Below are 26822 nucleotides of genomic sequence, written 5' to 3' on the forward strand. Positions count from 1 at the left end.
TCTTTATTTTACCTGATCTGGATACTAATGCAATGATTGTTTTTTTATTAGGTTGATTTCTTGGGTTTTAATATAAAAAAAACCTGTAAACATTGAGTTTACAGGTTTTTTTGTGGAGTCGCCGGGAATCGAAAACTGAAACATGTAATTTTTGAATTATAAACCATTGGATTTATTGACTTTACAAACAAATTAAAATGTATTAATATTAGTTTTTGTTCACTTTTTTGTTCACTGTGTTTTTTTTAGTTTAATTCTAATTTATCCCTTCTTAAAAGGGTCTTTTATCTCGCCTGTTTCAAGTGCTGCTTCGTAATCTATGTATACTGGTAGTCCATAGCCTTTAAATAAAGCGTATATCTTGAATCCTCTAGTAGTTGATCCAATGGCTTTAAAATTTGAAATAACTATTTTGTTATTACTTAAAAACGCGGCTACCGGTTGATTTCCTTGAGTTAAAAAAGTAAAATCTTTTCCTAAAGGATATCCAATTGCGATAGTGTCTCCTACTTTTAAATTTATGCCTTGTTTGGTGATGTATTCCTTAAAGCTTCCGGCTGATTTTATTTTATCATAAGCAGCTGTTTGTGCCTGGCTAAATGATGTTGCAAAAACTAATAATATTAAAATGTTTTTCATATCTAAAGATTTTTATACCTCAAATATAAGATTTTTCTATTACTAATTATTGTGATTTTCTTTTGCGGTTTCAATAATTCCTATTTGAATTTTCAAAAGACGAATTATTTCTTCGTGATGTTTAGCTTCTTCGGTTTTTGGGGTCAAAAGTTTTATTATTTCGTAATGCTCGAAAATCCTTTCATTTAATTCTCTAATTTTTTTATCATAACCGGATAAATTGCTACTTGAATCTAATACGGAATTTATAATATTTGAATTTTTGTTATTACTTATATTTGAATTTACGGACTGTAAAACAGTATCTAATATTTGATGTTTAGTGACTGGGATTTCTTTTCCATTTTCGTATCCATTTATGGTTTGTGTTGATACTCCTATTAATTCTGCTAATTGCTTTTGTGTTAACCCTAGATTTTTACGTCTTTCCTTTATTTCTAATCCGTTCATTTTTAGATATTTACATTTATTTAGAGATACATAATATCAAATATTTGATATTATGTATCTAAATATCAAATATTTGATATATATTTGTCTTGTCAAACAGTCGCGAAATGTATTACAATATACATGCCAAGTTTGACAAGACAAACACAAATATATGAAAAATGCAATATTAATAGAGCCAGTTGATGAAGAAATGACGTTGCTGGCTAATGCTGTTTTGATCTTAAATAACTATAAAGCAGCAGGTTTCGAAAATAGATCGGCTTTTGTTGAGCTTGTTATGGGGGAAGATAAATCTTATCACACTCCAAAAGGAATGACGCTTTTAAATAATTTTTGGGCTTGTCGTGTTAAGAATAAAGAATTGAATGATGATTTAACTAGGATTTTGGAAAAATTGAAAATTTCATAATTATGGAAACAGTGACAATTCCAATACAAGAATTAAATGTCTTGCGGGAGACGTTAACAATGGCATTTGAAATACTAAATCGCCATGGTGTAACTGGGGACTTGATTGTTCCCAGTCCATCACCAAAAGAGACAAAAAAGCAACGTGATGCAAGATATTCGAAAATGATTGATTCCGGATCGCGTGGTAAGAAACCTGATTATTTAAAAAAGAAAAATGGATAGATTTTCAAATTCTGAAAAAGCTGAAATAAATGAGATTGATATAACTGATCCTGTAGTTGTGGAAACTCTTTTATGTACGCAAGTAAATCGTGTGTGTAGTCCTGAATCTTTTTTCGAAATGATAGAAACCTGTAAAATATGTGGGAAATGTGTATAAGTAATTCTACCCATGATTTGATAATCATTGTTCTATTGATCGTTTGTGCAATTGCCGGCTGGTTCTTGTTTGTTGCTTACAAAGAGTATCGCGCTGATAGAGCTTATTTTTTAAAACTTAAAAAAAGAAATAATGATGGAAATAATTAAATCTTTTGGCTGGCTAATTCTAGGTTGTTTTGGCTTCGCTGTCCTATTTGTTTTCGGTTGGTTTGTGATTGGAATGTCGATTTGTTTTTACAAAATCTACATCAAAAAATCAAAGCCAAAATCACAATAATTCGATAATTACCTTAACTAAATATAAAACATGGAAACATTACAAATCAACAAAAAAGATGCGTTGATAGCGCATCAGGAAGCCGGACCAAAGACAAAGGTTATGCTTGAAAATTTACTGGGAAAAGCGATTTTCCTAAAAGTGATCACTGAGAGAATTAAAAACTTTGATGATATTCTTTCTGAGTTAAATATGCTAAGATCTGATTTCGATTTATCAAATCATGGTTTAGAGCCTGACGAAGTTGCGTACAGAAAAGCAAAGCTGGTTGCTAAAGCTTTAAATGAAGGCTGGATTCCTGATTGGAGTGATTCAAGCGAATATAAATACTTTGCTTGGTTCAAGATGGGTTCTCCTTCGGGTGTCGGGTTTTCGTACGACGGCTACGGTCGCTGGCCTTCGGGTTCGACTGTCGGCTCGCGCCTTGCTTTTAAATCTGCTGAACTAGCAAAGTTTGCTGGTGAATTGTTTGAGCAGGAAATCTACAAACCATTATTAACTATTCAATCTTCTGAAAATGGAAACGGTACAAATAAATAAATCAGCTGCTATACAAGCGCACGACCAGGCTACACCAAAGCAAAAATCTTTGCTTGAAAATCTTTTAGGTAAAAATGTTTTTGTGAAAAATATCAGAGAGCGTATTCAAACGATTCATGATGTTTTTGAATTAAACGGAACTACTGAAAAAGAGTTCGTTAAAAAATGGCGTGGCTTTGCTGATCACGAAATAGGTTATGCTTTAGAGTTGTTAGTGGTTGCAGCGTATAATGAAGGTAAATCTGCTGACTGGACAAATGATGATGAGCGTAAATACTTTGCTTATTTCAAGATGGGTTCTCCTTCGGGTGTCGGGTTTTCGTACGACTACTGCGATGGCTGGAATTCGTATTCGAGTGTCGGCTCGCGCCAAGTTTTTATTGGTCCTGATGCATATGAAAATTTGCTCGATGCGACCAAGAAATTTTTATCAGTGTACCAACAATCAAGAACAACATAATACCAAAACATCATGAGCAAAATCGCTACAATAGAACAAATTTTCGAAAGTGAAAATTTAGATGCAAATGCAATTGTCGTAACGGGAATTCCTGAACGACATATTGAAGCTGTAAAAGCAATTGCGAAATTGATGGTTGCAACGGATTATCATAATCCCAACTTTAAACCTGATTTTACTGATTACGATCAGAATAAATATTCTCCTGTGGCCAACATGGGTTCTCCTTCGGGTGTCGGGTTTTCGTGCGACCTCTACGATGACTGGGGTACGGGTTCGAGTGTCGGCTCGCGCCTTGTTTCTGAGTCAAGAGAAACGGCAAAAATGATTTTCAATGAGTACCAAGATTTGTATAAAGAATTTATGGTTTACGATAGAGAAGTAAAGTAATAAAATAGGTTGTGCAGTGAGTTGCTGACAGTTCTCCTTCAGGTGTCAGGTTTTCGTACAACAACTACGATAACTGGAATACGAATTCGAATGTCAGCTCGCGCCGAGCAAAAGATATTAAATCATTGCAAACCTTGCCGACATGGCAAAAAAACACATAATTAAAAGGTCGTTGGTACTTCGCGGGAAAACGACCTATTTAAGCAAGGCATGAAAAGAGTAAGTAATTTATACGATAAGATAATAAGCTTAGAGAATCTTAGAAAGGCTGATGAAGTTGCTCAAAAAGGTAAACAGAGTCAATACGGTGTTGTGCTTCATAATCAGGACAAAGAAGCTAATATTTTGAAGCTTCATGAGTGGCTGGTTAAAAAGGAATACAAAACTTCTGAATACCAAATTTTTAAAGTTTACGAACCAAAGGAAAGGGATGTTTTTAAGTTGCCGTATTTCCCGGATAGAATAATGCATCATGCTATAATGATACACCTTGAAAAAGTGTTTGTATCTGTTTTTACTGCTGATAGCTATAGTTGTATTAAGGGAAAAGGTATTCATGCAGCATCCAATAAATTGAAGCTGACTTTAAAAGATGTACCAGGTACGAAGTACTGTTTGAAATTGGATATTAAAAAGTTTTATCCAAATGTAGATCATGATATTTTGAAAATGCTTCTTAGAAGAAAAATAAAAGATAAGGATTTGCTTTGGTTGTTAGATGAAATCATTGATAGTGCTGAAGGATTACCAATTGGTAATTATTTGAGTCAGTATTTCGCTAATTATTTTTTGACTGGTTTTGATCACTGGATTAAAGAGAATAAAAAGGTAAAGTATTATTTCAGGTACGCAGATGATATCGTGATTCTGTCTGAAAGCAAAGTTTATCTGCATTCTCTTTTGAGTGAGATTAAATTGTATTTGAGCGATAATTTAAAGCTGACTGTAAAGGGTAATTATCAGGTGTTTCCTGTTAGTGTTAGAGGGATAGATTTTTTAGGTTATAGGTTTTATCATGAGTATGTGTTGCTTCGAAAATCAATTAAAAAAAGATTTGCTAAAGCAGTATCAAAAAAGAAAGATAGAAGTGTTTTGGCGGCTTATTGGGGCTGGGCAAAACATTGTAATTCTAAACACCTAATTAAAAAATTAATACCTAATGAAAAATTTTAAAGATTTCAATATACAGCCGGTTATTGAAAATTTTGTAGGCGATAAAATTGAAACGAAAAAACTTTTAGACAAAGAGATTGTTATTAAAGATTTCAAAGTTGTGCCCTCAAAATTTGAAGGTCGTGGTGATCGGCTTGATATGCAGATTGAATATAAGGACGAAGATAGGGTTGTATTTACTGGTGGTAAGTACCTAATTCAAACAATAGAAAAAGTGCCAAAAGATTGTTTTCCTTTTAAAGCAAAGATTGTAGAAATGGATGGTCATTTGGAATTTGTGTAATTAATTAAAATAATAATTATGAAAATATATCAAAATAATCAGGCTGTCTGGTTGCTTATTTGGGAGTTGAACCCAAAAAAAAGGAATACTAATAACGAGGTATCATTTTATGCGGAGCATGAAATTTCAGTCGATGATATAATAATATCGAATCCAGGAGATACAAGTGTGTCTTCTTATAAGATTATTGAAATTATTGGAGTTAGACCGTCAAAATTGAAAGATAAAATGCATTACACATGTAAGACTGAATGGTGTGTTAATACAGTTCCCTTTTTTAAAGGCTTGGATTTATCAAATACAGGTAAGTCGTTTCAAAAACTAGTAAACGGTTAGAACATATGAAAACAATCGCTTTTGATGCAGAATATGCGAATAAATTAGAGTTAGCTATAAGTTCAGAATTTGGATGTAATCGCTCTGAAATTTTAAGTCTTCGTGATTCGTTTGTAAAGAAAGTGACTGTTTTTATTTTGTTTAAAACTAAAGATTATGATACTCGTGTTTTGGGGGCTAATTATCAAATCTCGTGGTTATATATCCCAACGGTTATAAAAGAAATTGAATACATGTTGAAAGTTGTTCCGGGTTTTGAAATTAAAATTAAAAATGTTTATCAACTAATAAGCGAAAAATGAAGACATCAAAAGAATTTAAGGAAGCAATTCAAAATTATCTTGAGAAACGAGCTGCAGAAGATGAATTGTTTGCGGTTACTTATAAGAAGGAAAATAAAAGTTTGGATGAATGTTGTAATTACATTATGAAGTGCGCTCAAAGTGGTGGTTGTGGTGGTTATTCTGACAATGAAGTATTTGGTTGGGCTGTTCATTATTACGATGAAGATGATATAAAAAACATCAAATCTGTAAGTGGAAAAGTGATTGTGAATCATTCAGTGGAACTTTCGGAAGAAGATAAAGCAAAGGCTGTTGAACAGGGTATGGAGCGGGCAATAGAAGAAGCGAAGCTACAAGCTAAAAAAAATCTAGCAGGCAAGGTAAAGCTATCTGAAGAAGAAAAGCGTGAGGCGAAACAAGTTGCTTTTGAAAAAGTTGTTTCTGATCAAAAAGAGAAACTAGTCACTAAAAAAGCAAAAAGAAAAGAAGGTCTTGTTGTGAAAGATGAAACGGATTTATTTAGTGGATTATGATACCTAAAACTAAATTACAAGTAGAAGTTTGGAATCTTCATAAAAGACTTTATGATCCAGTGGATCAAGAGCCGTTTGTTATTTCGAAACATGATTTTTATTACACTACTCATTATAAGAATCTTATTTGTTTAGAATGTAATCATCAATGGAAACCTGAAATGGCACTTTGGAAAGAAGAAACGATTGGTGTGAAATGTCCTCATTGCGATAAGAAATTGAAGAAAATAGCAATTAATAATGGGTGTTTTACTAGAGTTATAACATACTCGGTTGTTCAGGTTGTGAATAGGTTTCAGGTTGTAAGATATTTTTCCTGTTGGAAAAGTATGTATAAAAATAAAAAGCCAAGCTATTGGTTTCGGAATTTATTCGAAGAGTGGAAGGACTATGATAAGAATAAAGAAGTGTTTATTGGCTTAAATACAACATGGACTGGGGATGGATTTAGTTCTTCAGGTTATGAGGTTAGATATAATAATCGCAAATATGGCCAAACTGAATATGATCGGTTTGCATCAGATTTTAATTGTCCTGGAGCGGAGTTTCTACCTAGATTTAAAAAGTATGGTTTAGGTAATGATTTTCATAATTGTGATTACAGATATCTATTAAAGAAACTTGAAGGAAGTCCTATGATTGAAACTCTGTTGAAAGCAAAGCAAAAAGAACTTTTGTTTTATGCTGTTCACAAAGATGAAAGATATCGTTCTTATTGGTCTCAAATTAAAATCTTACTTCGTCATAAGTATAAACTGAATGATGCCGGTATTTGGTATGATTATCTTCAATTGCTAAAGGAATTTGGAAAAGATATATCGAATCCAAAATTTATTCTACCTAAAAATCTTAAAAAATCTCACAACGAATATGTTGTTAAGAAACAAAAACAAACTGAAAAAGCACGTATCGAAAGAGAGCTTAAGAGGCAAGAAAGTGAAAGACTTAAGGCTGAAGCTGAAGAAGCGTTAAAAAACATTAAAAAAGAGGTATTTAAGGGTTTTGTTATGAAGAAAGGTGATGTTTTAATAGTGCCGTTAATTGAAGATGATGATGTCATGGAAGAAGGTAAAATATTAAAACATTGTGTGCACGCAAATGCATATCATAAAAAGCCTGGTATACTCTTAATGTCTGCACGGGTGGATGGTAAAAGGATTGAGACTATAGAGATATCATTGGCTAGTTACTCGATTATACAATGCCGGGGAAAAGGTAATGGGATAACGCAATATCATGATGAGATCATTGCAATAGTAAGGCAAAATATGGGCAAAATATCACGTCTGGTTGAAAAACAGAAGAAATTGAAGGGTTTGGATCTAAGTGTGAATAAACTTCAAGTAGAAGCTGCGTAAATCATTCGAATTAAAAGATAAAAATTTAATTAATGGCAAAACTAACAAAGCAAAACGTTCCTTATGGAATGGTTCCGAATACGTTGTTAAACGATAATACAATATCGTTAAAAGCAAAGGGTTTGTTTGCCTTTATGCAGTCTAAGCCTGAAGGCTGGAATTTCTCTGTAGATAAAATTGCTTTTCAGTGTAAAGAGGCAAAATCGAGTATTTCTGAAGGTTTAAAAGAGTTAGAAATATTAGGTTATTTGGTAAGAAAAAAGCAGCAAACTGGTAATGGTTTTATTGTTGATTATCACCTTTATTTTGATACTAACAACGAAAAACCAATGACCGATTTCCAAGCATTGGAAACCCAAGTATTGGAAATTCCAATGTTGGAAAATCCAATTATTGGAAAATCGGTAAATAATAGTAAGAAAGATATAAGCAAGAAAGATAATAGTAATAAAGAAAAGAGAGAAGAAACTTCGCTCGCTTTTTTTGAAAATAATTATCCTTCAAGATTTGAAGTAATGATGATGCAGTTTAAAAAACAAATTCATGACTTCGTAAAATTCGAGCAGCTTTTCGAAGCGACTGTTTTGCAGGAAAAATTAGAATACGATGGTGATGTGATTGAAGGCCGTTTTCGAAAGTTTGCAATCAACTGGGTTTTTAACCAGGATAAATTTGAAAAGCCTGTAATTGAATTAAACCCGAATCAGAAAAAAGAAAAAATAGGAGGTATATGAAAGATATTGATTTACAAAAAGGCAAATTACTTCCGCAATGTGTTGAGATTGAAACTGCGGTTTTGGGTGCAATGCTAATAGATTCAAGAGGTGTTGATGAAGCGCTTTCGATAATATCAAAACCAGATATATTTTATAAAGATCAGCATAAGTATATTTTTACTGCAATACAAAGTTTATACAATGCCGGTAGTCCTGTGGATATGTTGACTGTAAGTTCAGAGTTAAGAAAATTAGGTCTAATAGAGTTGGCTGGTGGTGATTTTTATTTGATAGAATTAACACAACGAATAGCTTCTGCAGCACATATAGATTACCACTGTAGATTGATATTGCAAAAGTTTATGGCACGTCAGACTATCGTTTTTTCAAGTCTTATCATTGGATTAGCTTATGATGAAACGACCGATATTTTTGACTTAATGTCTCGTTGGCAGGATGAGTTTGATAAAGTTCAGGACTTTGTGAGTACTGGGCGTGATACAATGTCTTTTCCGGCTGCGTTACAGAATCTGAAGAAAGAAATTGAATTGCTTACTGCGAACAAAGAAGAAGTAAAACTGGTTGGTGTTCATACCGGCTTTAGAAGGTTGAATAAATACACGGGTGGATATCGTAATCAGGAATTGATAATTGTGGCAGCACGTCCTGGAATGGGTAAAACTGCTTATGTTTTGAAGTGTGCTATTGAAAATTGTAAGATTGGAAATCCTGTATGTATTATTTCATTAGAAATGAGTATGCAGCAATTAACGGCGCGTTCAGTTGCAATAGATACTAACTTTCATTTGAAACAATTATTAAAAACAGGTTTTGAAAAAAATGAATACTTCGCAACTTACACACAGCATCAGGAACGTATGAAAGAATATCCGATGTATATTGATGATAGTGGTAAAACCGATATATCTGATGTGATTATCAAAGTTAAATTACAGGTTAGGCGCTTTAAGATAAAGCTGGTGATTATTGATTATTTGCAGTTGATGACTGACCGAACAGTAAAAGGAAACCGTGAAGCGGAAATATCTTCTATATCAAGAAAGTTGAAAGCTTTAGCAAAACAATTAGATCTTCCAGTGATTGCTTTGTCTCAATTATCTAGAGCGGTTGAAACTCGTGGTTCAAGTAAACGTCCAATGTTGTCTGACTTACGTGAGAGTGGAGCAATTGAGCAAGATGCGGATATTGTGCAGTTTCTTTATCGTCCGGAATATTATAAGATTGAAATGAGTGAGGAAGATTACACAGATGATATGCATCCTTTGATTGCAGCGGGTGCAAATAGTGAAGTGATCTTCGCAAAGTATCGTGGTGGTTCTCCTAATACTGCATTGTTGAAATGGATTGGTGATAAGACAAAGTTTGTTGATGTAGAATGTCCTGATGATATGCGTGAAGAACTTGAGGAATATAACGAGCCTAAAGCTTTGCCTACTCCAACACCTAGCGAAGCTTTCTATTCGATAGATGATGTGAGTGATAACAAAGATAATAACGGAATAGATTTCTAATCATGGCAAACAAACCAAAGAAAGTAGTAAGAAGTTGGGTGAAGCCTAGAGTTGCATTCGATCGTAAAGTTAGTTATCAAAGCTTTTATAACGCTCGTAAGTGGCGCAATACATCTAAGGCATATCGTGAAGCGAATCCTATTTGTGAGTGTGAAGATTGTAAGCGTGAAGATATTGTAAAGAAAGCTGAAGTATGTGATCACGTGAGAGGTTTAGGTTATCTGCTCGATAATGGCATTGATCCGTACGATTGGAATGAGCTTCAAAGTATGAGTCATGAATGCCATAATAAGAAATCCGGAAGTGAATCGCATCGATCACAGAGGGGTATGGGGTAAAATCTCGCGAGCTCGCACACTGCGTACATCGCTGTTTAGCTTGAATTTTACTCGGAGTGTTGTTTTAGGTAGGGGGGTCTAATGTGTTAATAGTTAATGATATGTATAATATGAAAATTATAAAAGGTGATGGTGAAGTTGCTGACGTAAATAAAAATCTTTATGAGATTTTGAAAACGCTTCCTGCGCCAAATTCAAGATTTGAACTTTCTAAAGATCAGGTTTACTGGTATAAATATTTTGGTCAGCAATTGGTTGATTCGGGAAAATTAACCAAGCCGGATCTGATTCATTTACATCGTTTGGCCACTTGTGTTGATTACTACATTCAGGCTGAGCAGGAAATTAGAAAGCGTGGTTTTGATGGCGGTTTAATTCAAACTTTCAAAGGTGGTGCAACAAATGTTTCAGGTTACGTTACGGTGCGTGAAAAGATGATTAAGGAAATTGATGATTTATCAAAACACTTTGGTTTCAGTTTCAAAGACAGAAGCAAGCTTATCGAGCAAAAACAAGTGGAAACAGGACAAGGAGATTTGTTTGGAGATTTTTTAAATGCAAATCACGGATAACCAACCAAGTCTTAAAAATTAACCTCTATTATAAAAAGTCATGAAAAGAAAATCTACAAATAGCCGAGTTTCAATTTATACGGGTGTTGGCTGGAATCGTGAAACTCAAAGTTGGAAATCAAGTGTAAGCGAAAAGGGTGTAAAGTATGATTGCGGTTATTATGATAATGAACGCGATGCAGCCAAAGCTCGAGACAGAAAAATATTAGCACTAAGCTTGGATAAACCTTTGCAAGTTTTAAAACGAGTGGCATAATTAAAATTTGTCCAAAATGAAAACCACACATGTAACGGTTTCAAATGAGATCAAAGAAAAAATAATTAAAGATTGGCGATTTAGCAAGTTAAATAGTATTCCGGCGATTGCTGAAAAATTCAATTTAAAGCAAGGAATTGTAAATACGATAATCAATGAATATTTATCAAGTAAAATTTAAAATAATATTAAAACTAAAATTATGAACTGGAAACAATTAAAAGATTTCTGCAACAGCTTGCCGGAATCAGAGTTAGAAAAAAAAGTAATTCTTTGGCGTGAAGACGAAGCAATTACAGATATTGATGCTGAACAATTAGACGAAGATCAATATATCGATGAACGAGATAGCGATAACGGATGTTTTCCTAAGTCAGAGGCGGAGTCGCAAATTAAAATGGATCCTGAAGAATTTCCACGAGGACTTGAACAGTTTATAAAAGTCTACGATAAAGGGCATCCGATTTTACGAGAAGATTTTTAATTAAAAGACATGGCACTAAAATCAAACAACCCGACGAACGCAATTATAAACCGTAATTTCATCATACGCGTTTTAGAGAATCCTAAAGAAAACCACGTCAAAAACACGAAATTGACTTCGGCAAACAAGCTTTCAGGTTATTTAAAAGATGAACCGCTTAAAATAAAGCTATTTAAGAAGATATTAGATGGTGAAAAAGACAAATACACGTTTCTGATAATAAGTAGGCTTAAAATTGAAATTCAGTCAAAATAACTTTACAATTTAAATAAAAAACTATGAGAGAATTTTTAAAAGATTCGCCAGTGATATCAGGTATTTTTTTACTGATAATTTTAATAATATTATTTTTTACAGTAGATACAGGATTTTCAAATGAAATTACTTTTTCAGGAATAGTAATCGACAAACGTCATCAATCAGAATCGTCTACAACAGGGGCTGGTTATGTTTATACGAATAAAGGAACTGCTTTTGTTACAACGCATCAAACAACTCCTGAAGTGTATCAGATTTTAGTAAAATTATCAAGTGGGGAAGTTGTAAAAGTAGAATGTGATGCAACTTTATGGTATCGGAAAAATGTTAATGATAAAATAAACTGTAAAAGTTACATCGGTTATCTTTCAAAAACATCTTGGTCAAATAATGGAGTCAATTAAATAACTCCTTAATATCAATATTAAGAGCATTACAAATTCTAAAAAGTGTAACAATCGAGGTTTTTACCTCACCGCGTTCAATGCGGCCGATTACATTTCTTGGAACGTCAGATTCTAAAGAAAGATTTTCCTGAGATAAGTTTTTAGACAATCGTATCTCTCGCAATTTTTCACCAACGGACTTAATAAATATTTTTTCGCTTTCTATCACGAGATAAAATTGCGCTTATCTTTTAAGATAAACCGACACTTTAAAGTGTCATTTGAGCGCTTTTTGCAGATATTTGGTAATAATTAAATAAATAACTTGATCTAAAAATGAATATCACACCTCAAATGCAAGCTTCGATTCCTTTTCAATACGCAAACGATGTGCGTACCGGAAAGATCGTAACCGGAAAAAGGATAAAGCAGGCTGTTGAGCGTTTTTATAAATGGATTGAAACTGCTGATCAGGATGGTTTTTATATAGACCATAACAAAGGAATGAGAATTATTAATTTCTTTCCAACTTTCCTTAATCACACAAAAGGAAAACTGGCAGGAAAACCGTTTGTTTTAGCTCCGTTCCAGCAGTTCACAATGTATAATGTTTTTGGTTGGATCAATTCTAAAAATGGATATCGACGTATAAACACCGTTTATGATAAACGAGCGAAGAAAAACGGTAAAACAGCCGAGATGGCGGGATTGGCTTTATATGGAATGAGTTTTGATTTAGAAATGGAGGCTGAGATTTATGTTGGAGCAACTAAAGAAGAACAGGCTCGTTTATGTTGGGAACAGGCTCGTATGTATATCGAAAGTCCTGTTGCAAATCCGGCATTGCGTAAAATAGGTTTTTATGCGATGCAAAGAATCATCGGGTTTAGAAAAACCAATGCTAAAATGCGTGCGCTGGGTGGTGATTCAAAAACTCAGGATGGAATCAATTGCCATTTTGGAATTATAGATGAATATCATGCTCACAAAGATGATACTGTAAAAGAAAATCTTGAGTCATCAACCGTTCAGCGTACACAGGCTTTAATTTATCATATTACAACAGCTGGTGCAAATGTTCAATCTGCATGTAAGCGTTACGAGGATTCGGTTATTGAAGTTTTAGAAGGTCGAAAAGTTGATGATTCGCTTTGGATTATGATTCATGATATCGATCAGGAAGATTTAAAAACGGAAGAATCCTGGGAAAATGAAGAATTGTGGGCTAAAGCAAATCCTTTGTTAGGTTATGGTTTAGTGATTGATGCTATCAGGAAAGAATTTGTAAAGGCGTTAAACCAGCCTTCAAAAATCCGAAATTTCAAAACAAAAAACCTAAATATGTGGGTTGATCAATTGTTGGATTGGATTTTCAATGAGGATTGGATGAAAAATAAAGTTGATACGATTCCGATGGAAAAGTTTCAAACATTTGGTTCTTTTGGTGGTTTGGATCTTTCAAAAACAATCGATTTAAGTGCTTATGTGTTGATTTCTGAGCCTGATGAAAATCAAGATCGTTATTTAAAGTGCTGGTTCTTTTGTCCTAAAGATACCATTATTAAAAGATCAAAAGAGGATCGTGTACCGTATCAAGATTGGGCAGACAATGGCTATATTACTGCAACGCCCGGAAACGTCATCGATTATAATGTGATTCAGGACGTAATTAGAAATACGTATCAGGATCACAAAGTAAATCGCTTAGAATTTGATCCTTACAATGCTACAAAATTAACTCAGGATTTGGATGCTGAAGGTTTTAATGTATCTGAGTTCTCGCAAGCTATTGGTACAATATCTGCGCCAACTAAAGAATTTGAAAAATTAGTATTATCAGGAAAACTAAAGCATGATGGAAATCCGGTTTTAGCCTGGATGCTTGCATCGTGTGTAATCTACTACGATGCTAATGATAATATGAAAGTACATAAAGGTCGTTCCGGGGCAAATGGTAGGCGTGTTGATGGGATAATTGCGGCGATCAACGCAATTGGCGGTTCAATGTCAGAACCTGAAGAAACCAATGAAAGTTATTATAACGATCCCAGCAATACATTCGAATGTTAACTATTAAACCCGATAAACATGATGACAGCAGCCGAAGCAAATATTTTGCGAATTGAGAATGAAAAATTAAGAGTTCGAATTGAGCTGATGCAAAAAATATCAACAACACCTAAATTTTTTGTTTACTACTTCAGTAAACTTTCTGAATTTGGTTCTAATAAGGATTGTTTTGACTTCCTTAATGATCAGTATTTTGAATTTTTTGGAGAATACAAATATAGTGACTACGCATCTTTCCGTGTTCAATTAACAAAATATAATAAAAAATAAAAATGAAAAAAATACTAACAATCCTTATCACATTTATAATAGCCTTTGCTACTTCTATGCTTTTTGATATTCAATTTATTGCGGTCAATAAAGTAAGAGTGTTTTTAGTTTTTCTAATAATTGTAATCGAATTATTAGTAGGGTATAATGTTTTGAAAGTAATAACCGTTAAAAATAATAACGATGTCAGATAAATTAAAAGTAAAAAATTTAAAATCAGCTTTGCAAAGGTTGCCGGATGCGAAGACATACAGTGCGAATGTTGTAACTGTTGCGGTAGAAAAAAATAGTTATACGTTTGAAAAAATAAATAAAGAGTGGTTTTTTAAATTCTAATTAAAAATTTTAGTAAAAATACGATTGTTACCTTAGATAACAATTAACGCTAAAGGCGCTATCTACTTTTACATGGTAAAATTTATACTATGTCAATTTTAGATAGTGCCTTTTCTAATATGTTTGTTCCGAGTGAGCAAAGAGCGGCTTCTTCAATTTTTGAGGGATTTGGTTCTTTTGCTTCATTTGCCAACGTACATACACCTTCAAAAATGAAGGTCAGAAATGCTCTAAAAATTTCTGCTGTATATAATGCTGTCGATCAAATTTCTAATGATCTGGCAAAAATCCCTTTCGGAGTTTTTCAGGATGTAGATGGCAGTAAGGAACGCCTTCGCTCGCATCCTGCTGACTGGCTTATTTCTTTAGAACCAAATTACTTAATGACGCCTTTTATATTTAAAAAATTGATAGGTATGTCTTTGCCTTTAAGGGGTAATTGCTTGTTTAAAAAACATAATGATAACAGAGGTTATGTTGAATCACTAGAGTACATCGCCTGGGATGATGTCATTGATGTTAAACTTATAAAAGGTGAAGTATATTATTACATAAAAGGCATGAAAAATCCTTTAATGTCTTTTGAGGTGCTTCATTTTAAACAATTCTCTTTAAATGGAATTGTTGGTATTTCTACAATCACTTTTGCTGCAATGCAGTTGGATTCGGCTTTAAAATCTCAGGAATTTTTGGCTGTAAATCTTGACAACAAAGGAGTTAGACAAGGTGTAATTGAAACGGATAAGATTGTAAAAGAAAAAGCAGGAATTATACAAGGCTGGCGAAATGCAATGGCTGAAAAATCTGCTGATCGTGTTGCTGTTTTAGATGATGGTTTCAAATTTAAGGCTATTACAATTACGCCTCAGGAATTGCAAATTATTGAACAGCAAAAATTTAGTGTCGAAGATATTGCACGTTGGTTCAATATTGCGCCTCATAAAATTAAGTCTTTGGCGCAATCTACAAACAACAATATCGAGCAGCAATCTTTAGATCATGTAAGCGATACGATTCAGCCAATAATAACAAATATTGAGCAGGAATTTACTAAAAAATTATTGTCAACTAAGGAAAAAGAAAACACATACATAAAAGGAAATCTGAATGTATTGCTTCGTGCTGATGTTAAAAGCCGTGGTGAATTCTATTCTAAAATGGTAAACATTGGTGCAATGAATCGTAATGAAGTGCGAAAATTGGAAGATATGAATAACGGTCCTGATTTGCTTGATGAATATTTAACTCCGGTTAACACATTTACAGAATCTCAATTAGCTATGAACTTAAAAACTCCAAAATAATGGAAGGTGTAGACTATATAAAAAATATTGAAGGTGCTGAACGCCGTTTCTTTTCTTCAGAAGTTAGAAAAGTAGCTAATACGGAAGCCGACAAAGAAGCGGGTAAAGATACGTTACCTGAAATTGAAGGTTATGCAGCGAAATTTAATTCTGTAACCGTAATAGGTCGTTATTGGCAATTTGAAGAAGAAATTTTACCAGGTGCTTTTGATGATGTTTTAAATGATGATGTAAGATGTCTTTTTAATCATGATCCTAATTATGTGTTAGGAAGATCAAAAGGAGGAAAAGGAACTTTGACTTTGACTGCTGATACTGTTGGATTGAAATACGCTTACAAAACACCAAACAGAGGTTACGCAATAGATCTTGCTGATGCAATTGGTGAAGGTGATGTTTCAGAATCTTCTTTTGCTTTTGCAGTTTCAGAAGAAATTTGGATTTATGGTGATGAATCAAAAGGGGTTTTGGATAAAAGACAAATTGTAAAATTCAGTAAGCTTTATGACGTTGCTCCGGTTACGTTTCCGGCTTATCAGGATACTGAAGTTGCTCAAAGATGTGCAACGGCATACAGAGAAAAAAATAATATACCTGACGAAAGAAGTCAGGGTAAAAATAAAGGGCTATCTGTTCTTGATGCTCAAATTACTATTAATAAAAACTCTTTTTAAAAATGAAAAAAAGTGCAGAAATCAGACAAGAGCTATCAGGTTTAGTTAGCTCACAACAGGCAATGGCTGATGTGTTGAAAACCGAAAAACGTTCAGCGTTTAATGAAGCTGAGCAGACAAAATTTGATGATTTGCAAAAGCAAATTGGCGAATTAAGAACTCAGCTGGCAACTGCTGAAGCTTTTGAGGAAAATCAACGCTCGTTTGGTGCAAATCCATCAGGTCCATCTTTAAAAGATGATGAAGAAAACGGTGGTGGAAATGGTGGTGCTCCTGCTCCCAAAAGAAGCTTTTCGATTCATAAAGCAATCCGTTCGCAAATCGGTAATAATGTATTATCTGGTGTGGAATTAGATGTACATAATGCAACTGCTGAAATTGCTAAACGTTCCGGTATTCCTGTTCAGGGAATTTGTATTCCTTTATTTGATACACGTAGTGTGCAAATGGAAACCCGTGCAGATGGTCAAACAGTAACACAGGATTCAGGAGGTTATGGTGGTAATTTGGTTTCTACAGAGGTGCAACCAGTAATTGATGCTTTGCGACCTAAACCAGTAGTTGAAAAATTAGGGGCAATTTTCTTAACTGGTTTACAAGGTGATTTAAAATTTCCTGTAAATAACGGTGGTATTGCTGCAACATGGGAAGGTGAAGTTGATGAAGTTGATCCAACTAAAAATGCTTATGGCTCAAAAACAATGACTCCAAAAAGATTAGCAGTTGCAGTTCCTATTTCGTTGCAAAACTTAATGCAGTCATCTATTGATTTAGAGGCTTATACAATGAGTGAAATAAGAACAATTGTTGCAAATGCTATTGATTTAGCTGCGATTAATGGTTCGGGTACAGGTCAACCAATGGGTATTTTAAATGCTTCTGGTACAAATGCAGTTGCGGGTGGTACAAATGGACTTGCGCCAACTTTTGCAAATATGGTGGCTTTGGAAACAGGTATTTTCGTAGAAAATGCAAATGGCGCAAAGTTGAACTATGTTTCAAACGCAAAAGTTCGTGGCAAGCTTAAAACTACTGAAATTACTTCAGGATATCCAACTTTTATTATGGCTCCGGATGGCACTGTAAACGGCTATCCTTTTGAAACTTCGAACCACGTGCCAAGTAACCTAACAAAAGGAACTGCTGCCGGTGTTGCTTCTGCCGCAATTTTTGGAGACTTCTCTCAACTTATTGTAGGTCAATGGGGTTTCATGGATATTACTGTTGATAATATTAGCCGTAAAAAAGAAGGTTATATCGAGATTATTGTGAATGTGTTTGTAGATGTGTTGGTAAAACAGCCAAAAGCATTCTCAGTAATCAAAGATTTATTAACTGCTTAATTTTTTAATTATGGCAACTAAAAAAATAGAATTTGTAGCGTCACCAACAGGAAAATTCCTGTTGGCCTACAATGCAGGTGAAACGGCAACTTTAGACGAAAAGCAAGCTGATGAATTGATTGAGGCTGGCTACGCTAAAGAAGTGAAGAAAAAAACTACTGATTCAGCAGCCGACAAAGCAGCAGCCGACAAAGCAGCAGCCGACAAAGCAGCAGCCGACAAAGCAGCAGCCGACAAAGCAGCAGCCGACAAAGCAGCAGCCGACAAAGCAGCAGCCGACAAAGCAGCAGCCGACAAAGCAGCAAATTAAATAAACCTCTAATTTTTGGAAAATGGTAACCGATAAATATTTTGATAATCAGGAAAAAACGGAGTGTGTTACACTTGAATTAGCAAAACAACATCTAAAGTTAGATGTTGATAATACTGATGAAGATGAATTGATTCAAAATTATATTGATGCAGCTACTGTTGATCGTGAAAATTTTATAAATCGTTCAATTAATACAAGAGATTTTATAATGGAGGTTTCGCAATTTGAAACAACTGTTTTTTCTGTTAATTATGATAATGATGAAGTTACTGAAGTGAAATACTATAGTCCAGGAGGAACGGACTTGCTTGCGCTTGATGCTGATAAGTATAAAGTTCGTCCTGGTACAATAGTCGGGACTAAATCTATAAAATTTGGAGATTCACCAATTACTGAAAAAAGGAATGATGCTGTGATTATAACGGTTAAACAAGGTTGGGTTGCTGACGAAGTTCCGGTTCCTATTAAGCAGTCTATTTTGCTTTTAGTTTCTGATATGTATGAGCGTAGAGAAGATCGTGGAGAAATAGGTTATAATCGTTCTGCTGATTCATTGTGTAGACCTTATCGTAAATATTAAGTTATGGCAACTAATCCTTTCATAGGTCAATTGAATCGATTGATTGTCTTGGTTGAGAAGTCGACAGAGCAATCAGCGTCAGGTGCTGAAACTATAAATGAGATTCAGGTTGCTAAACCTTGGGCTTTTATGGAAGATATTTCAGGATCTGAAGAAACAGACGGTAAGATTAAGCATTTGGTTAATCGTACTTATAAAATAAGATATGATAAAAATGTAAAAACTAAGTCTAATAATTTGATTTTAATTGATGATTCTGTTAAGTATGAAGTATTGCATGTAATCGAAATTGGTCGAAAAAAGCATTTAGAAATCAGAGTTAAAAATTATGAGTAGTCCATTAATGGAGGTAACTGGTTTTAGTGAATTACAAGCTAAAATAAGACAGTTGGCAGATGATAAAGATAAGCGAAGGGAAGCTTTAATTATTGTCAGGCAAATTGCAAATGCTACATTACAAGCGGCTAGAGGTTTTGTTCCGGTTTCTTCAAAAAAACATAAAGCTCGCGGTAAATTGATTGAGCCTGGTAATTTAAAAAAGTCTTTAGGGAATATTACAGGAAAACAAAACGATCCTACAATTTATGTCGGAGCGCGCGCAAAAGGATCTTTTAATGGTTGGTATGCTCATTTTGTAGAGAGAGGAACAAATAAGTATAAAAAAGGCTATAAGAGAAAACGTAAAAAAGGGGCTAATGAGCATGCTAGTATTGGTAAAACAAAAGCTACTCCTTTTATGGCTAAAGCCTACGCTGCAACTGCTGGTCAGGCAACAGCCGAGTCAGAACGAAAATTTGCAGCTTTTATTCAACGTCGAATCGATAAATTAAGTGTTTAATGTTTAGTAACATATCAAAGGAAATATATAGTTTTTTTTCTTCTATGCCTGAATTTACTGCGGTAATGAAGCGTATGGATGGAGTTAAGGAAAAAATTTTTTTGTTTCCTATTGTAGCGATGGAGGGTAATTCTTTACCGCTTACAACTTATTACCTGGATGATAGAACGTATGAAACTAAAGATCGTACCCAATTGCAAATAAGCGTTATGTTTTGGTTTGATCAAAATAGTTATGATAGCTGTTGTGAGTTTGCAGATATTATGATTGAAAAAATAGATGGAATATATGATTTCGTATCATCTAGAATAGAATACAATGAGGAAAGTTTTACTTACTCAGCAATCGTGAATTTTAAATTATTATAAAAAAACAAAAGAAAATGGCAAGCGAAATTTACAACGGAAAATTATTGCGATTCAAATTTAATGAGAAAAAACTTTTACATGCTACATCTTGTAAATTAGACTTCTCTACTAAATTAGAAGAAATCGCTACTAAAGATACTGATGGTACGGTATCGATTCCTTCTAATTATACCTGGAGTGGTAGTACTGAAGCGTTATTGGCTAATTTGCCAACTGGAGATCTTACTCATGTTACATTTGATGACATTCTGAAATTAAAGTTAGCTGGTACTCAAATTGATGTTGAGTTTACAACTGATGCAACTGGCGATATCGTATATACTGGAAAGGCATATATTGAGAACGCAAGTATTACAGCTGATGTTGGTTCATCTGCGAAGGTTTCTATTTCTATCAAAGGAAATGGTAATCTGAATCAAGATACTGTATCGTAATGAGTGATATTGTAGTAAAAATAAATGGAGAACCTCATAAAATGAGTTTCTCTTTAAAAGTCTTTCGTACGTTAGGTAAGGTTTGGAATTTAGAAACTTTGCCTGAAGTCATGCAGAAAGTTGCATTGATTGAGCAGATCGAATCCGGTAAACTTGAAATTTACGATGTTTTATTTGAGGTTTTATTTCATTCTATTGATTCTCATCCTGACAATTCGGTAAAGATTAGTATAGAAGATATTGAAAATTTGTCTGTTGATGAATTGGTTGCGATGGCGGATTCAATGGCTAAAGGTATTTCTGAAGCGTTTTTTCAGCCAGCTAATGAAAAAAAGCCGAAGGCTCTGAAAAAATAAATTCGGAGCCTGAAACTTGGGATCAGTTGGAAGAATTAGCGCTAGGTCAACTGCATTTAACTGTTCATTATTTTTATAGTCTGACTTATCGTCAATTTGAAAATACAGTTAACGGTTTTCGAAAATATGAAGATGCTAAAAGTAAGGAGCAATGGGGTATGACTCGAAAAGTTATGTATGCTGCAATGGCTCCGTATGCAAAAGAGGGTTTTAAGGAAATTGATGTTATAGAGTTCCCGTGGGAAGAAAACATTCGTAAAAATATTTCTGATGAAGAACACGCTCAAATGCTTAAAATTGAAAAAATTAGTAAAGAGTTTTTCGATCGTTATGATTTAAAAAAATCAAAATTGAAAGCTCAAGCTTAAATTGGTTGTTAATTATATTTATTTGTTTTTGGTAAAAGGTCTTGAATTGCTTCAAGGCCTTTTTTTTGTTACCAATGATAACAATTAACGGTTTTGTCAGGTGGTATTTTTACTGAAAAATATACCTCAATGGCTGGTTTAGCAACTATCAATGTAAAGTTTACCGTTAATCTTTCTCAGTTCTCTACTGGGATGCAAAATGCGTTACGTTCTATTGACAAGTTCGGGCAGCAAATGCAAAAAGTGGGTCGAGGTATGACTACTTATTTAACTGCTCCAATTTTAGCTGCTGCTGGTGCTTCGGTAAAATTAGCGACTGATTATGAAGAAAGCGTTAATAAAGTGGAGGTTGCTTTTGGTACGGCTTCAGAAACTGTTAAGAAATTTGGTAAAACAACATTAGAAACCTATGGTATTGCTGAAGGTACGGCTTTAGATATGGCGGCTGCCTATGGTGACATGGGGACTTCTATGGGGTTGACAACTGCGCAGGCTGGTAAAATGTCGACTGAATTAGTTGGTTTAGCTGGTGATATAGCCTCGTTTAAAAACATAGGTATTGATCAGGCTAACACAGCTTTAACGTCGATTTATACGGGTGAAACGGAGTCTTTAAAGAAATTAGGAATCGTTATGACTGAGCAAAATTTACAACAGTTTGCTTTGTCTAAAGGTATTCGAACCTCTGTAAAAGATATGGATCAGGCTTCTAAGGTTAATCTTAGATATGCTTATGTGATGAGTGTTACTACAAATGCTCAGGGTGATTTTGCTAGAACCGGAGGAGGAGCGGCAAATCAGTCACGTATTTTTATGGAATCGCTTAAGCAGCTTGGTCAGCAATTTGGGGCAGTTCTTTTACCGTATTTTACGCGAATGATCACTTCTATCAATGGAATGGTTAAGGGGTTAATGGGGCTTTCTGATGGTACAAAGACAACTATTATAGTTGTTGCTGGATTGGTTGCAGCAGCGGGGCCTTTGTTGATTGTTATTGGGGCTATTGCTTCGGGAATACCTCCTTTAGTTGCTGGTTTTGCAGTTTTAAGAACTGCTTATACCGCCATGTCTGCGGCTATGATAGCGAATCCGATAACTTCTTGGGTTTTAGTGGCTACGGCAGCTGCAACGGCAATTATTTTATTAAGTAGAAATACTAAAGCAGCTGCCACTTCTCAGGAGGTTTTAAACGAAGCTGTTAAAAAAGGTAATGAAAACGCAGCAACTGAGGTTGGTGCTTTAGATAAGTTATATGCAGTCGCTACAAATGTAAAATCATCTACGCAAGAGCGTAAAAAAGCTATTGATGATTTACGTGCTTTATATCCGGCATATTTTGGTAATCTGAAAGATGAAATTATTCTAAACGGAAAAGCTGAAGTTTCATATAATAATTTAAGAGAAGCTATTTTTAATAAAAGTCGTGCGACTGCTATTGACAATGAGTTGCAGAAACGTGCAAATGATCGTGTTGAGAAAGAAATTGAATTACGTAATAAAATTGCGGCTACAGAAGCAGAAATTTCGAGAATTAGAAAAGGTGCTAATGTGATTGTTTTGCAGGAAGCGAGCGCTTCTGAAAAAACTGCAGCTGTTACAATTACTAAATCTGAATTAATTCAAAGGCAAACAGAGTTGTTAAGGATTCAGAATGCAGATCTAAAAAAGTTTAATCAGAATAATTTGAAATCTGATGAAATTTTATTTGCTGCAAAAGAGGAATATCTTAAAAAAACGGGCAAGCTTGAAGAAAATGAAAAACTAAAGTTACAAGATATAAAAGTTGGTACAGATGCTATTAAAGATAGTATTGATGAATTAACGCCTGGTACAATTGCGTATTACGAAAGCCTGATCAAGTTACAACAGGAAGATCAAAAGAATAATGCTTTAAGTAATGCGGAATGGTTGAAAAAACAAACTCTAATTGATGCTTATCAAAAGAAAATTGATGAAATTTCTAAAAAGCAACAAATTAAGTTACCTAAGCCGCCTATTGCTGATGATTTTAATGTGGAAGGATCTATTAATGTTCCTGCTATTTCATTAGAAAATTTAAAAGATCAGTTAGCCTACTTTCAAAAATTACGAGAGCAATATTCGTCGACTTCGGCAGAATACGAAGCTTTTGCTAATATGATAAATACTGTTCAATTAAAAATTCAAAATATTGAAGGTATTGACGAAGCGAAAGAAAAAGTTGACAAGCTTACAGAGAGTCAGAAACGAATGAATGAAATAGCAACATTAACAAGTCAATCTGTTAGTGATGCTTTTTCGGGTATGGCAAACAATCTTGTTGAGGCTTTAGGTTTAGCGCAAACTGGTTTTGGTGGCTTTATCGCTGGAATGATTCAAACGATAACAAAGTTAATTGCAATGATGCTGGCTTCGGCTATCTCACAATCTATTGCTGGTGCAACTGCGAGTGGTACTGCAACTGGACCAGCTGCAATATTTACTACGCCTGCCTTTATAGCTACCGCAGTCGGTGGTGTTTTAGCTGCATTCGCTGCAATACCAAAGTTTGAAACTGGTGGTATTGTTGGTGGAACATCTTTTTTTGGTGATAAAATTCTAGCGCGTGTAAATAGTGGTGAAATGATTTTTAATACTGATCAGCAACGTCGTTTGTCAGGAATGCTTTCTGCCGCTGGTTCTGCTGTAAACGTTGTGTTAGGTGGAGGTTTTGTTATAGATGGAAATAAATTGAGGTTAGTTCTTGATAGAACTGATTCGCTTAATTCAAGAATAGGATAATGAGTTATTATATCGACATAATCGACCAGGAGCTTGAAGAAAATTCATTTATAATTGAAGTTGCATCAAGATCGGGAATAACTCTATTGTGGAATGGTGGTGATAAAAAAGATGATGTTTCGGTTGTGGGTTCTAGTCTTGAATTTGATATAGGTCACAAAGAAAAAATTGATGCTAAATTTATAAAGTTTTTTACTGGGAATGAAATTCGTTTTAAAGCTGAATTACGTAATCAAAGTGATGATCTACTGATATGGAGTGGTTTTTTGGTACCTGATACTTATTCCGAACCGTATAAAAATGGGGTTACGTTTGTTAGAATTGCTGCTACTTGTGGCTTAGGTCGATTAAAAGGTAAATACTTACCTGAAGATTATTATCGTGACGAAAAAAGCGTAATTGATATACTATGTAAAATTTTAAGTTTAACAAGCTTAGGGCTAAACGTTTGCTTTAATCCGGCTATAGAAAATTCTGTACAAAGGGATTGGAATTTAATTTATTTAGATACTTTATCATTTTTTACAGATGATAAAAAAGTTAAAAAGAAAGATGCTTATTCTATTTTAGAAAAGATACTTCAGGATACTTTGTGTGTTTGTTATCAGGCTGATAATCGTTGGAATATTGAGGGATTGAATAAAAGACATGTTCGTTCTTATAATGCTAAATTATATAGTGCTAACGGTGAGTTGTTGGGTAATGTTGAAGGGGCGAAATTACTTAAAAGAATTACGCCTTTAGTAACTCCAACAGTTACTATGGTACCGCCTTATAATCTTATAGAAGTATCGCACAAAAGAAGTCCTCAGTCTTTTCCTAAGACTATTGATAAAGAAAGTAATGATGGTTGGTCTGTTATGGCTGGTGTTGTTGGTGAGATTTATTCAACGGATTGGAATGGTAATGGTGGTTTTTATTGTGTGGCTGTTTTTCCTGATTATGTTAACGCGATATTAAAGGAATATTATATGCCAGGATTAGGAGGTATTCCAGTTGTAACACCTTTTGATGAAGCTGCGTTTGTGAATTTAACAAGTAAAATTTATTTGTATAAATATCAAAAAGTGACTATTACGGCAACGTTTACAATAATAAAATTTGATGCGCAAATGACGGGTATTTTGCCTGATGCTTATGTTAATCCATTGTTGTATCAATTTTTATTAAATGATGTTGTTGTGTTTTCAAATAGAAAGGAAAGTATTCCTGAAGTTGAAAATTTGATTTTTGATGATGGTAAAGCTGAATTAGTTTTTGATTGGATTGTTCCTTTTGATGGGTTGTTGGATTTAAAAATATGGCGTCCGGCAGGACCAATTTACCATACCAATATTAAAGGTTTTGAGATAACAAAACTATCAATTGTTCCTGTGAGTTTTGAAGAAACGCTCATTGTGACCGATGTGATATCTGATGAATTTACAATTGATAAAGAAATTGAATTAGAATATTCAGATGATGATTCTGCGTTTAGTAACTCTTTTAGACTGGCAAAATTACGCGAAGCTACTATAAGTTACAATACAATATTGATTCCTATTAGCTATGCTTTTTCGCAATCAGGAAGCTTTTATTCAGTAGTGAGTTTAAAAGGTGCAAATCTGATAAAAGACAATCTAAATACGGTGACTTATAATGATTCGTTACTTCATAATCTTGAAGTGATTTACAATTACAATGCGTCAGAGCAAATGGTTGTTAAAACTGAATTTGCAATTACTTCGGGAAATTTTTCGGTTAACGTGTATAAAGATGATGAAGTTTTAGGTAGTAGGAATGCTTGGTTAAAGTGGACTGATTCGGTTTATAAAATTGAAACTGATAGGTATCAAAAAACAATTTGCAATGTTATTAGAAGAATGTTTAATGAAGCTTCTGAAAAGTTAGATGTTGTGGCTCTGAATGCTGTAAAGTTCAATGATTTGATTTTGTTTCATTATGTAAATGATAAACAGTTTGTTCCGGTTAATTGTTCATGGAATTTAGATGAAAATAAAACTACTCTCACATTAGCGAGATCTATTTATCGTGACTCAGGAGATTCCGGCTCTAATCCTGAAAATATTCCTCCAATTGTTAATGCTGGTGTTGATATTATTTTAGAAAATGATCAGACAGCAGTTTCGTTGGTTGCTGTTGCTTATGATGTTGATGGTTTTATTGTTAAGCAGCAATGGACTAAAGTAATAGGTGGTTTTGGTGATATTATTTCTACTCCAACTCAGTTAGAAACTACAATAGAAAATTTGACTGAAGATGAATATCAGTATAAGATTGAGGTAACTGATAATGATGGTGCAACGGCTTTTGATACTATAAATATTATCAGGATGAAAAGTTATACTGCTTCTTTGGAGTTGATTTTTATAGAGGCTTCTGATTATCTGTTGGCTAAATATAAATTTAAAATGGATCCTAATATTCCTTCGGATTTTAATTTATTATTAAAAGGCCGCGCTTATATGTTTGCTTATAACACCGGAAATACACAATTCAGAATCATTAAAAATGGAGTAACAATATATGAGCATTATGGTAATTATGCTTCTTATGATGATTTGCCATTTTCCATTGGTTATATATCAACTGATGAGATAATTTTTGAGATTTTGCAAACAGGTGGTTTTCCTGTTATTAATATTGGTAGTTCGTGGATTGATTTAAATGTAATAGAATTTATAACTGGTGCAGGAAATGTTTTAGGTGTACCGTATAGATATCAACCTGCAAGAGGTGGTGTATAGC

General features: G+C 34.0%; 39 protein-coding genes. 35 read left to right on the forward strand and 4 right to left on the reverse strand.

Features of this window, described 5'->3' with window-relative positions:
* Window positions 1-261: 261 nt before the first annotated feature.
* Window positions 262-639 carry a hypothetical protein gene (locus GIY83_RS01625; protein WP_208684257.1) on the reverse strand — a complete coding sequence of 126 codons (378 nt, stop codon included), beginning with the start codon at window positions 637-639 and terminating at the stop codon, window positions 262-264.
* A 42-nt stretch (window positions 640-681) separates the two neighbouring features.
* Window positions 682-1089: a helix-turn-helix transcriptional regulator gene (locus GIY83_RS01630; RefSeq protein ID WP_208684259.1), complete on the reverse strand. Its 408-nt coding sequence runs from the start codon at window positions 1087-1089 to the stop codon at window positions 682-684.
* A 154-nt stretch (window positions 1090-1243) separates the two neighbouring features.
* Between GIY83_RS01630 and GIY83_RS01635 the strand changes: the two genes are divergently transcribed.
* The 20 genes from GIY83_RS01635 to GIY83_RS01730 all read left to right on the forward strand — a co-directional run bounded on the left by GIY83_RS01635 (window position 1244) and on the right by GIY83_RS01730 (window position 12078).
* Window positions 1244-1501, forward strand: a complete 258-nt coding sequence (locus GIY83_RS01635; RefSeq protein ID WP_208684261.1) for a hypothetical protein — start codon at window positions 1244-1246, stop codon at window positions 1499-1501.
* 2 nt (window positions 1502-1503) lie between these two features.
* Window positions 1504-1725, forward strand: coding sequence for a hypothetical protein (locus GIY83_RS01640; protein ID WP_208684263.1), 222 nt, complete (start codon window positions 1504-1506; stop codon window positions 1723-1725).
* 466 nt (window positions 1726-2191) lie between these two features.
* Entirely contained in the window at window positions 2192-2701 is a 510-nt protein-coding gene (locus tag GIY83_RS01645; RefSeq protein WP_208684265.1) for a hypothetical protein, read from the forward strand.
* Window positions 2679-3161 (forward strand): hypothetical protein, encoded by a 483-nt coding sequence (locus tag GIY83_RS01650; RefSeq protein ID WP_208684267.1) that lies wholly within the window; start codon window positions 2679-2681, stop codon window positions 3159-3161. The genes GIY83_RS01645 and GIY83_RS01650 overlap by 23 nt, the downstream gene beginning before the upstream one ends.
* Window positions 3162-3173: 12 nt before the next feature.
* Window positions 3174-3551: a hypothetical protein gene (locus tag GIY83_RS01655; RefSeq protein ID WP_208684269.1), complete on the forward strand. Its 378-nt coding sequence runs from the start codon at window positions 3174-3176 to the stop codon at window positions 3549-3551.
* 210 nt (window positions 3552-3761) lie between these two features.
* Window positions 3762-4724, forward strand: a complete 963-nt coding sequence (locus GIY83_RS01660; protein WP_208684271.1) for an RNA-directed DNA polymerase — start codon at window positions 3762-3764, stop codon at window positions 4722-4724.
* The gene (locus GIY83_RS01665) at window positions 4711-5007 is read left to right on the forward strand and encodes a hypothetical protein (RefSeq protein WP_208684273.1); all 297 of its coding nucleotides are present in this window, start codon (window positions 4711-4713) and stop codon (window positions 5005-5007) included. Before GIY83_RS01660 ends, GIY83_RS01665 begins: the two co-directional genes overlap by 14 nt.
* An 18-nt stretch (window positions 5008-5025) precedes the next feature.
* The gene (locus tag GIY83_RS01670) at window positions 5026-5343 is read left to right on the forward strand and encodes a hypothetical protein (protein WP_208684275.1); all 318 of its coding nucleotides are present in this window, start codon (window positions 5026-5028) and stop codon (window positions 5341-5343) included.
* Between the two features lie 5 nt (window positions 5344-5348).
* A complete protein-coding gene (locus GIY83_RS01675) occupies window positions 5349-5645 on the forward strand; it encodes a hypothetical protein (RefSeq protein ID WP_208684276.1) in 297 nt (98 codons plus the stop codon).
* Entirely contained in the window at window positions 5642-6160 is a 519-nt protein-coding gene (locus tag GIY83_RS01680; protein WP_208684278.1) for a Cas9 inhibitor AcrIIA9 family protein, read from the forward strand. Before GIY83_RS01675 ends, GIY83_RS01680 begins: the two co-directional genes overlap by 4 nt.
* Window positions 6157-7518, forward strand: coding sequence for a PcfJ domain-containing protein (locus GIY83_RS01685; protein WP_208684280.1), 1362 nt, complete (start codon window positions 6157-6159; stop codon window positions 7516-7518). The genes GIY83_RS01680 and GIY83_RS01685 overlap by 4 nt, the downstream gene beginning before the upstream one ends.
* A gap of 32 nt (window positions 7519-7550) precedes the next feature.
* Complete coding sequence (locus GIY83_RS01690; RefSeq protein ID WP_208684282.1) at window positions 7551-8252, forward strand: helix-turn-helix domain-containing protein; 702 nt, start codon at window positions 7551-7553, stop codon at window positions 8250-8252.
* Window positions 8249-9766, forward strand: coding sequence for a replicative DNA helicase (dnaB, locus tag GIY83_RS01695; protein ID WP_208684283.1), 1518 nt, complete (start codon window positions 8249-8251; stop codon window positions 9764-9766). Before GIY83_RS01690 ends, dnaB begins: the two co-directional genes overlap by 4 nt.
* Before the next feature lie 2 nt (window positions 9767-9768).
* Window positions 9769-10104 carry a hypothetical protein gene (locus tag GIY83_RS01700; protein WP_208684286.1) on the forward strand — a complete coding sequence of 112 codons (336 nt, stop codon included), beginning with the start codon at window positions 9769-9771 and terminating at the stop codon, window positions 10102-10104.
* A 110-nt stretch (window positions 10105-10214) separates the two neighbouring features.
* Window positions 10215-10676, forward strand: a complete 462-nt coding sequence (locus tag GIY83_RS01705; protein WP_194615709.1) for a P27 family phage terminase small subunit — start codon at window positions 10215-10217, stop codon at window positions 10674-10676.
* 40 nt (window positions 10677-10716) lie between these two features.
* Window positions 10717-10932 carry a hypothetical protein gene (locus tag GIY83_RS01710; protein WP_208684288.1) on the forward strand — a complete coding sequence of 72 codons (216 nt, stop codon included), beginning with the start codon at window positions 10717-10719 and terminating at the stop codon, window positions 10930-10932.
* 16 nt (window positions 10933-10948) lie between these two features.
* Window positions 10949-11113 (forward strand): hypothetical protein, encoded by a 165-nt coding sequence (locus GIY83_RS01715; RefSeq protein ID WP_208684290.1) that lies wholly within the window; start codon window positions 10949-10951, stop codon window positions 11111-11113.
* A gap of 21 nt (window positions 11114-11134) precedes the next feature.
* The gene (locus GIY83_RS01720) at window positions 11135-11416 is read left to right on the forward strand and encodes a hypothetical protein (protein WP_208684292.1); all 282 of its coding nucleotides are present in this window, start codon (window positions 11135-11137) and stop codon (window positions 11414-11416) included.
* 9 nt (window positions 11417-11425) lie between these two features.
* Window positions 11426-11671 (forward strand): hypothetical protein, encoded by a 246-nt coding sequence (locus tag GIY83_RS01725; RefSeq protein WP_208684294.1) that lies wholly within the window; start codon window positions 11426-11428, stop codon window positions 11669-11671.
* Window positions 11672-11694: 23 nt separating this feature from the next.
* Entirely contained in the window at window positions 11695-12078 is a 384-nt protein-coding gene (locus GIY83_RS01730; protein WP_208684296.1) for a hypothetical protein, read from the forward strand.
* On the opposite strand, the gene GIY83_RS25130 is transcribed toward GIY83_RS01730, so the two are convergent.
* On the reverse strand, window positions 12071-12289 hold the full coding sequence (locus GIY83_RS25130) for a helix-turn-helix domain-containing protein (protein WP_370514230.1): 219 nt from the start codon (window positions 12287-12289) through the stop codon (window positions 12071-12073). The two genes, GIY83_RS01730 and GIY83_RS25130, sit on opposite strands and share 8 nt — an antisense overlap.
* A 107-nt stretch (window positions 12290-12396) precedes the next feature.
* Here GIY83_RS25130 and GIY83_RS01740 point away from each other — a divergent pair, with 107 nt between their 5' ends.
* From GIY83_RS01740 to GIY83_RS01765, 6 genes are all read left to right on the forward strand, one after another.
* On the forward strand, window positions 12397-14130 hold the full coding sequence (locus GIY83_RS01740) for a terminase large subunit (RefSeq protein ID WP_208684306.1): 1734 nt from the start codon (window positions 12397-12399) through the stop codon (window positions 14128-14130).
* Window positions 14131-14148: 18 nt separating this feature from the next.
* Complete coding sequence (locus GIY83_RS01745) at window positions 14149-14400, forward strand: hypothetical protein (RefSeq protein WP_208684308.1); 252 nt, start codon at window positions 14149-14151, stop codon at window positions 14398-14400.
* Window positions 14401-14583: 183 nt separating this feature from the next.
* Window positions 14584-14736, forward strand: a complete 153-nt coding sequence (locus tag GIY83_RS01750) for a hypothetical protein (protein ID WP_208684311.1) — start codon at window positions 14584-14586, stop codon at window positions 14734-14736.
* Window positions 14737-14825: 89 nt separating this feature from the next.
* The gene (locus tag GIY83_RS01755) at window positions 14826-16040 is read left to right on the forward strand and encodes a phage portal protein (protein WP_208684313.1); all 1215 of its coding nucleotides are present in this window, start codon (window positions 14826-14828) and stop codon (window positions 16038-16040) included.
* Entirely contained in the window at window positions 16040-16714 is a 675-nt protein-coding gene (locus tag GIY83_RS01760; RefSeq protein ID WP_208684315.1) for an HK97 family phage prohead protease, read from the forward strand. The genes GIY83_RS01755 and GIY83_RS01760 overlap by 1 nt, the downstream gene beginning before the upstream one ends.
* Before the next feature lie 2 nt (window positions 16715-16716).
* The gene (locus tag GIY83_RS01765) at window positions 16717-18057 is read left to right on the forward strand and encodes a phage major capsid protein (protein ID WP_208684317.1); all 1341 of its coding nucleotides are present in this window, start codon (window positions 16717-16719) and stop codon (window positions 18055-18057) included.
* Between the two features lie 163 nt (window positions 18058-18220).
* On the opposite strand, the gene GIY83_RS25135 is transcribed toward GIY83_RS01765, so the two are convergent.
* Window positions 18221-18391, reverse strand: coding sequence for a pentapeptide repeat-containing protein (locus tag GIY83_RS25135; protein WP_208687075.1), 171 nt, complete (start codon window positions 18389-18391; stop codon window positions 18221-18223).
* Between GIY83_RS25135 and GIY83_RS01775 the strand changes: the two genes are divergently transcribed.
* From GIY83_RS01775 to GIY83_RS01815, 9 genes are all read left to right on the forward strand, one after another.
* Complete coding sequence (locus GIY83_RS01775) at window positions 18390-18950, forward strand: head-tail connector protein (protein ID WP_208684319.1); 561 nt, start codon at window positions 18390-18392, stop codon at window positions 18948-18950. The two genes, GIY83_RS25135 and GIY83_RS01775, sit on opposite strands and share 2 nt — an antisense overlap.
* Before the next feature lie 3 nt (window positions 18951-18953).
* Window positions 18954-19286, forward strand: a complete 333-nt coding sequence (locus GIY83_RS01780) for a head-tail adaptor protein (protein ID WP_208684322.1) — start codon at window positions 18954-18956, stop codon at window positions 19284-19286.
* A complete protein-coding gene (locus GIY83_RS01785; protein WP_208684324.1) occupies window positions 19279-19788 on the forward strand; it encodes an HK97-gp10 family putative phage morphogenesis protein in 510 nt (169 codons plus the stop codon). Before GIY83_RS01780 ends, GIY83_RS01785 begins: the two co-directional genes overlap by 8 nt.
* Complete coding sequence (locus GIY83_RS01790; protein WP_208684326.1) at window positions 19788-20156, forward strand: hypothetical protein; 369 nt, start codon at window positions 19788-19790, stop codon at window positions 20154-20156. The genes GIY83_RS01785 and GIY83_RS01790 overlap by 1 nt, the downstream gene beginning before the upstream one ends.
* A 14-nt stretch (window positions 20157-20170) precedes the next feature.
* The gene (locus GIY83_RS01795; RefSeq protein ID WP_208684328.1) at window positions 20171-20590 is read left to right on the forward strand and encodes a phage tail tube protein; all 420 of its coding nucleotides are present in this window, start codon (window positions 20171-20173) and stop codon (window positions 20588-20590) included.
* Complete coding sequence (locus GIY83_RS01800; RefSeq protein WP_208684330.1) at window positions 20590-20946, forward strand: hypothetical protein; 357 nt, start codon at window positions 20590-20592, stop codon at window positions 20944-20946. The genes GIY83_RS01795 and GIY83_RS01800 overlap by 1 nt, the downstream gene beginning before the upstream one ends.
* Before the next feature lie 26 nt (window positions 20947-20972).
* Window positions 20973-21314: a hypothetical protein gene (locus GIY83_RS01805; protein ID WP_208684332.1), complete on the forward strand. Its 342-nt coding sequence runs from the start codon at window positions 20973-20975 to the stop codon at window positions 21312-21314.
* Window positions 21315-21443: 129 nt separating this feature from the next.
* The gene (locus GIY83_RS01810) at window positions 21444-24074 is read left to right on the forward strand and encodes a hypothetical protein (RefSeq protein WP_229029188.1); all 2631 of its coding nucleotides are present in this window, start codon (window positions 21444-21446) and stop codon (window positions 24072-24074) included.
* Window positions 24074-26821, forward strand: a complete 2748-nt coding sequence (locus GIY83_RS01815) for a hypothetical protein (RefSeq protein ID WP_208684336.1) — start codon at window positions 24074-24076, stop codon at window positions 26819-26821. Before GIY83_RS01810 ends, GIY83_RS01815 begins: the two co-directional genes overlap by 1 nt.
* The last annotated feature ends 1 nt before the right edge of the window (window position 26822 follow it).

Origin of the sequence: Flavobacterium sp. SLB02 (assembly GCF_009664855.1) — a bacterium.
Taxonomy (GTDB): domain Bacteria; phylum Bacteroidota; class Bacteroidia; order Flavobacteriales; family Flavobacteriaceae; genus Flavobacterium.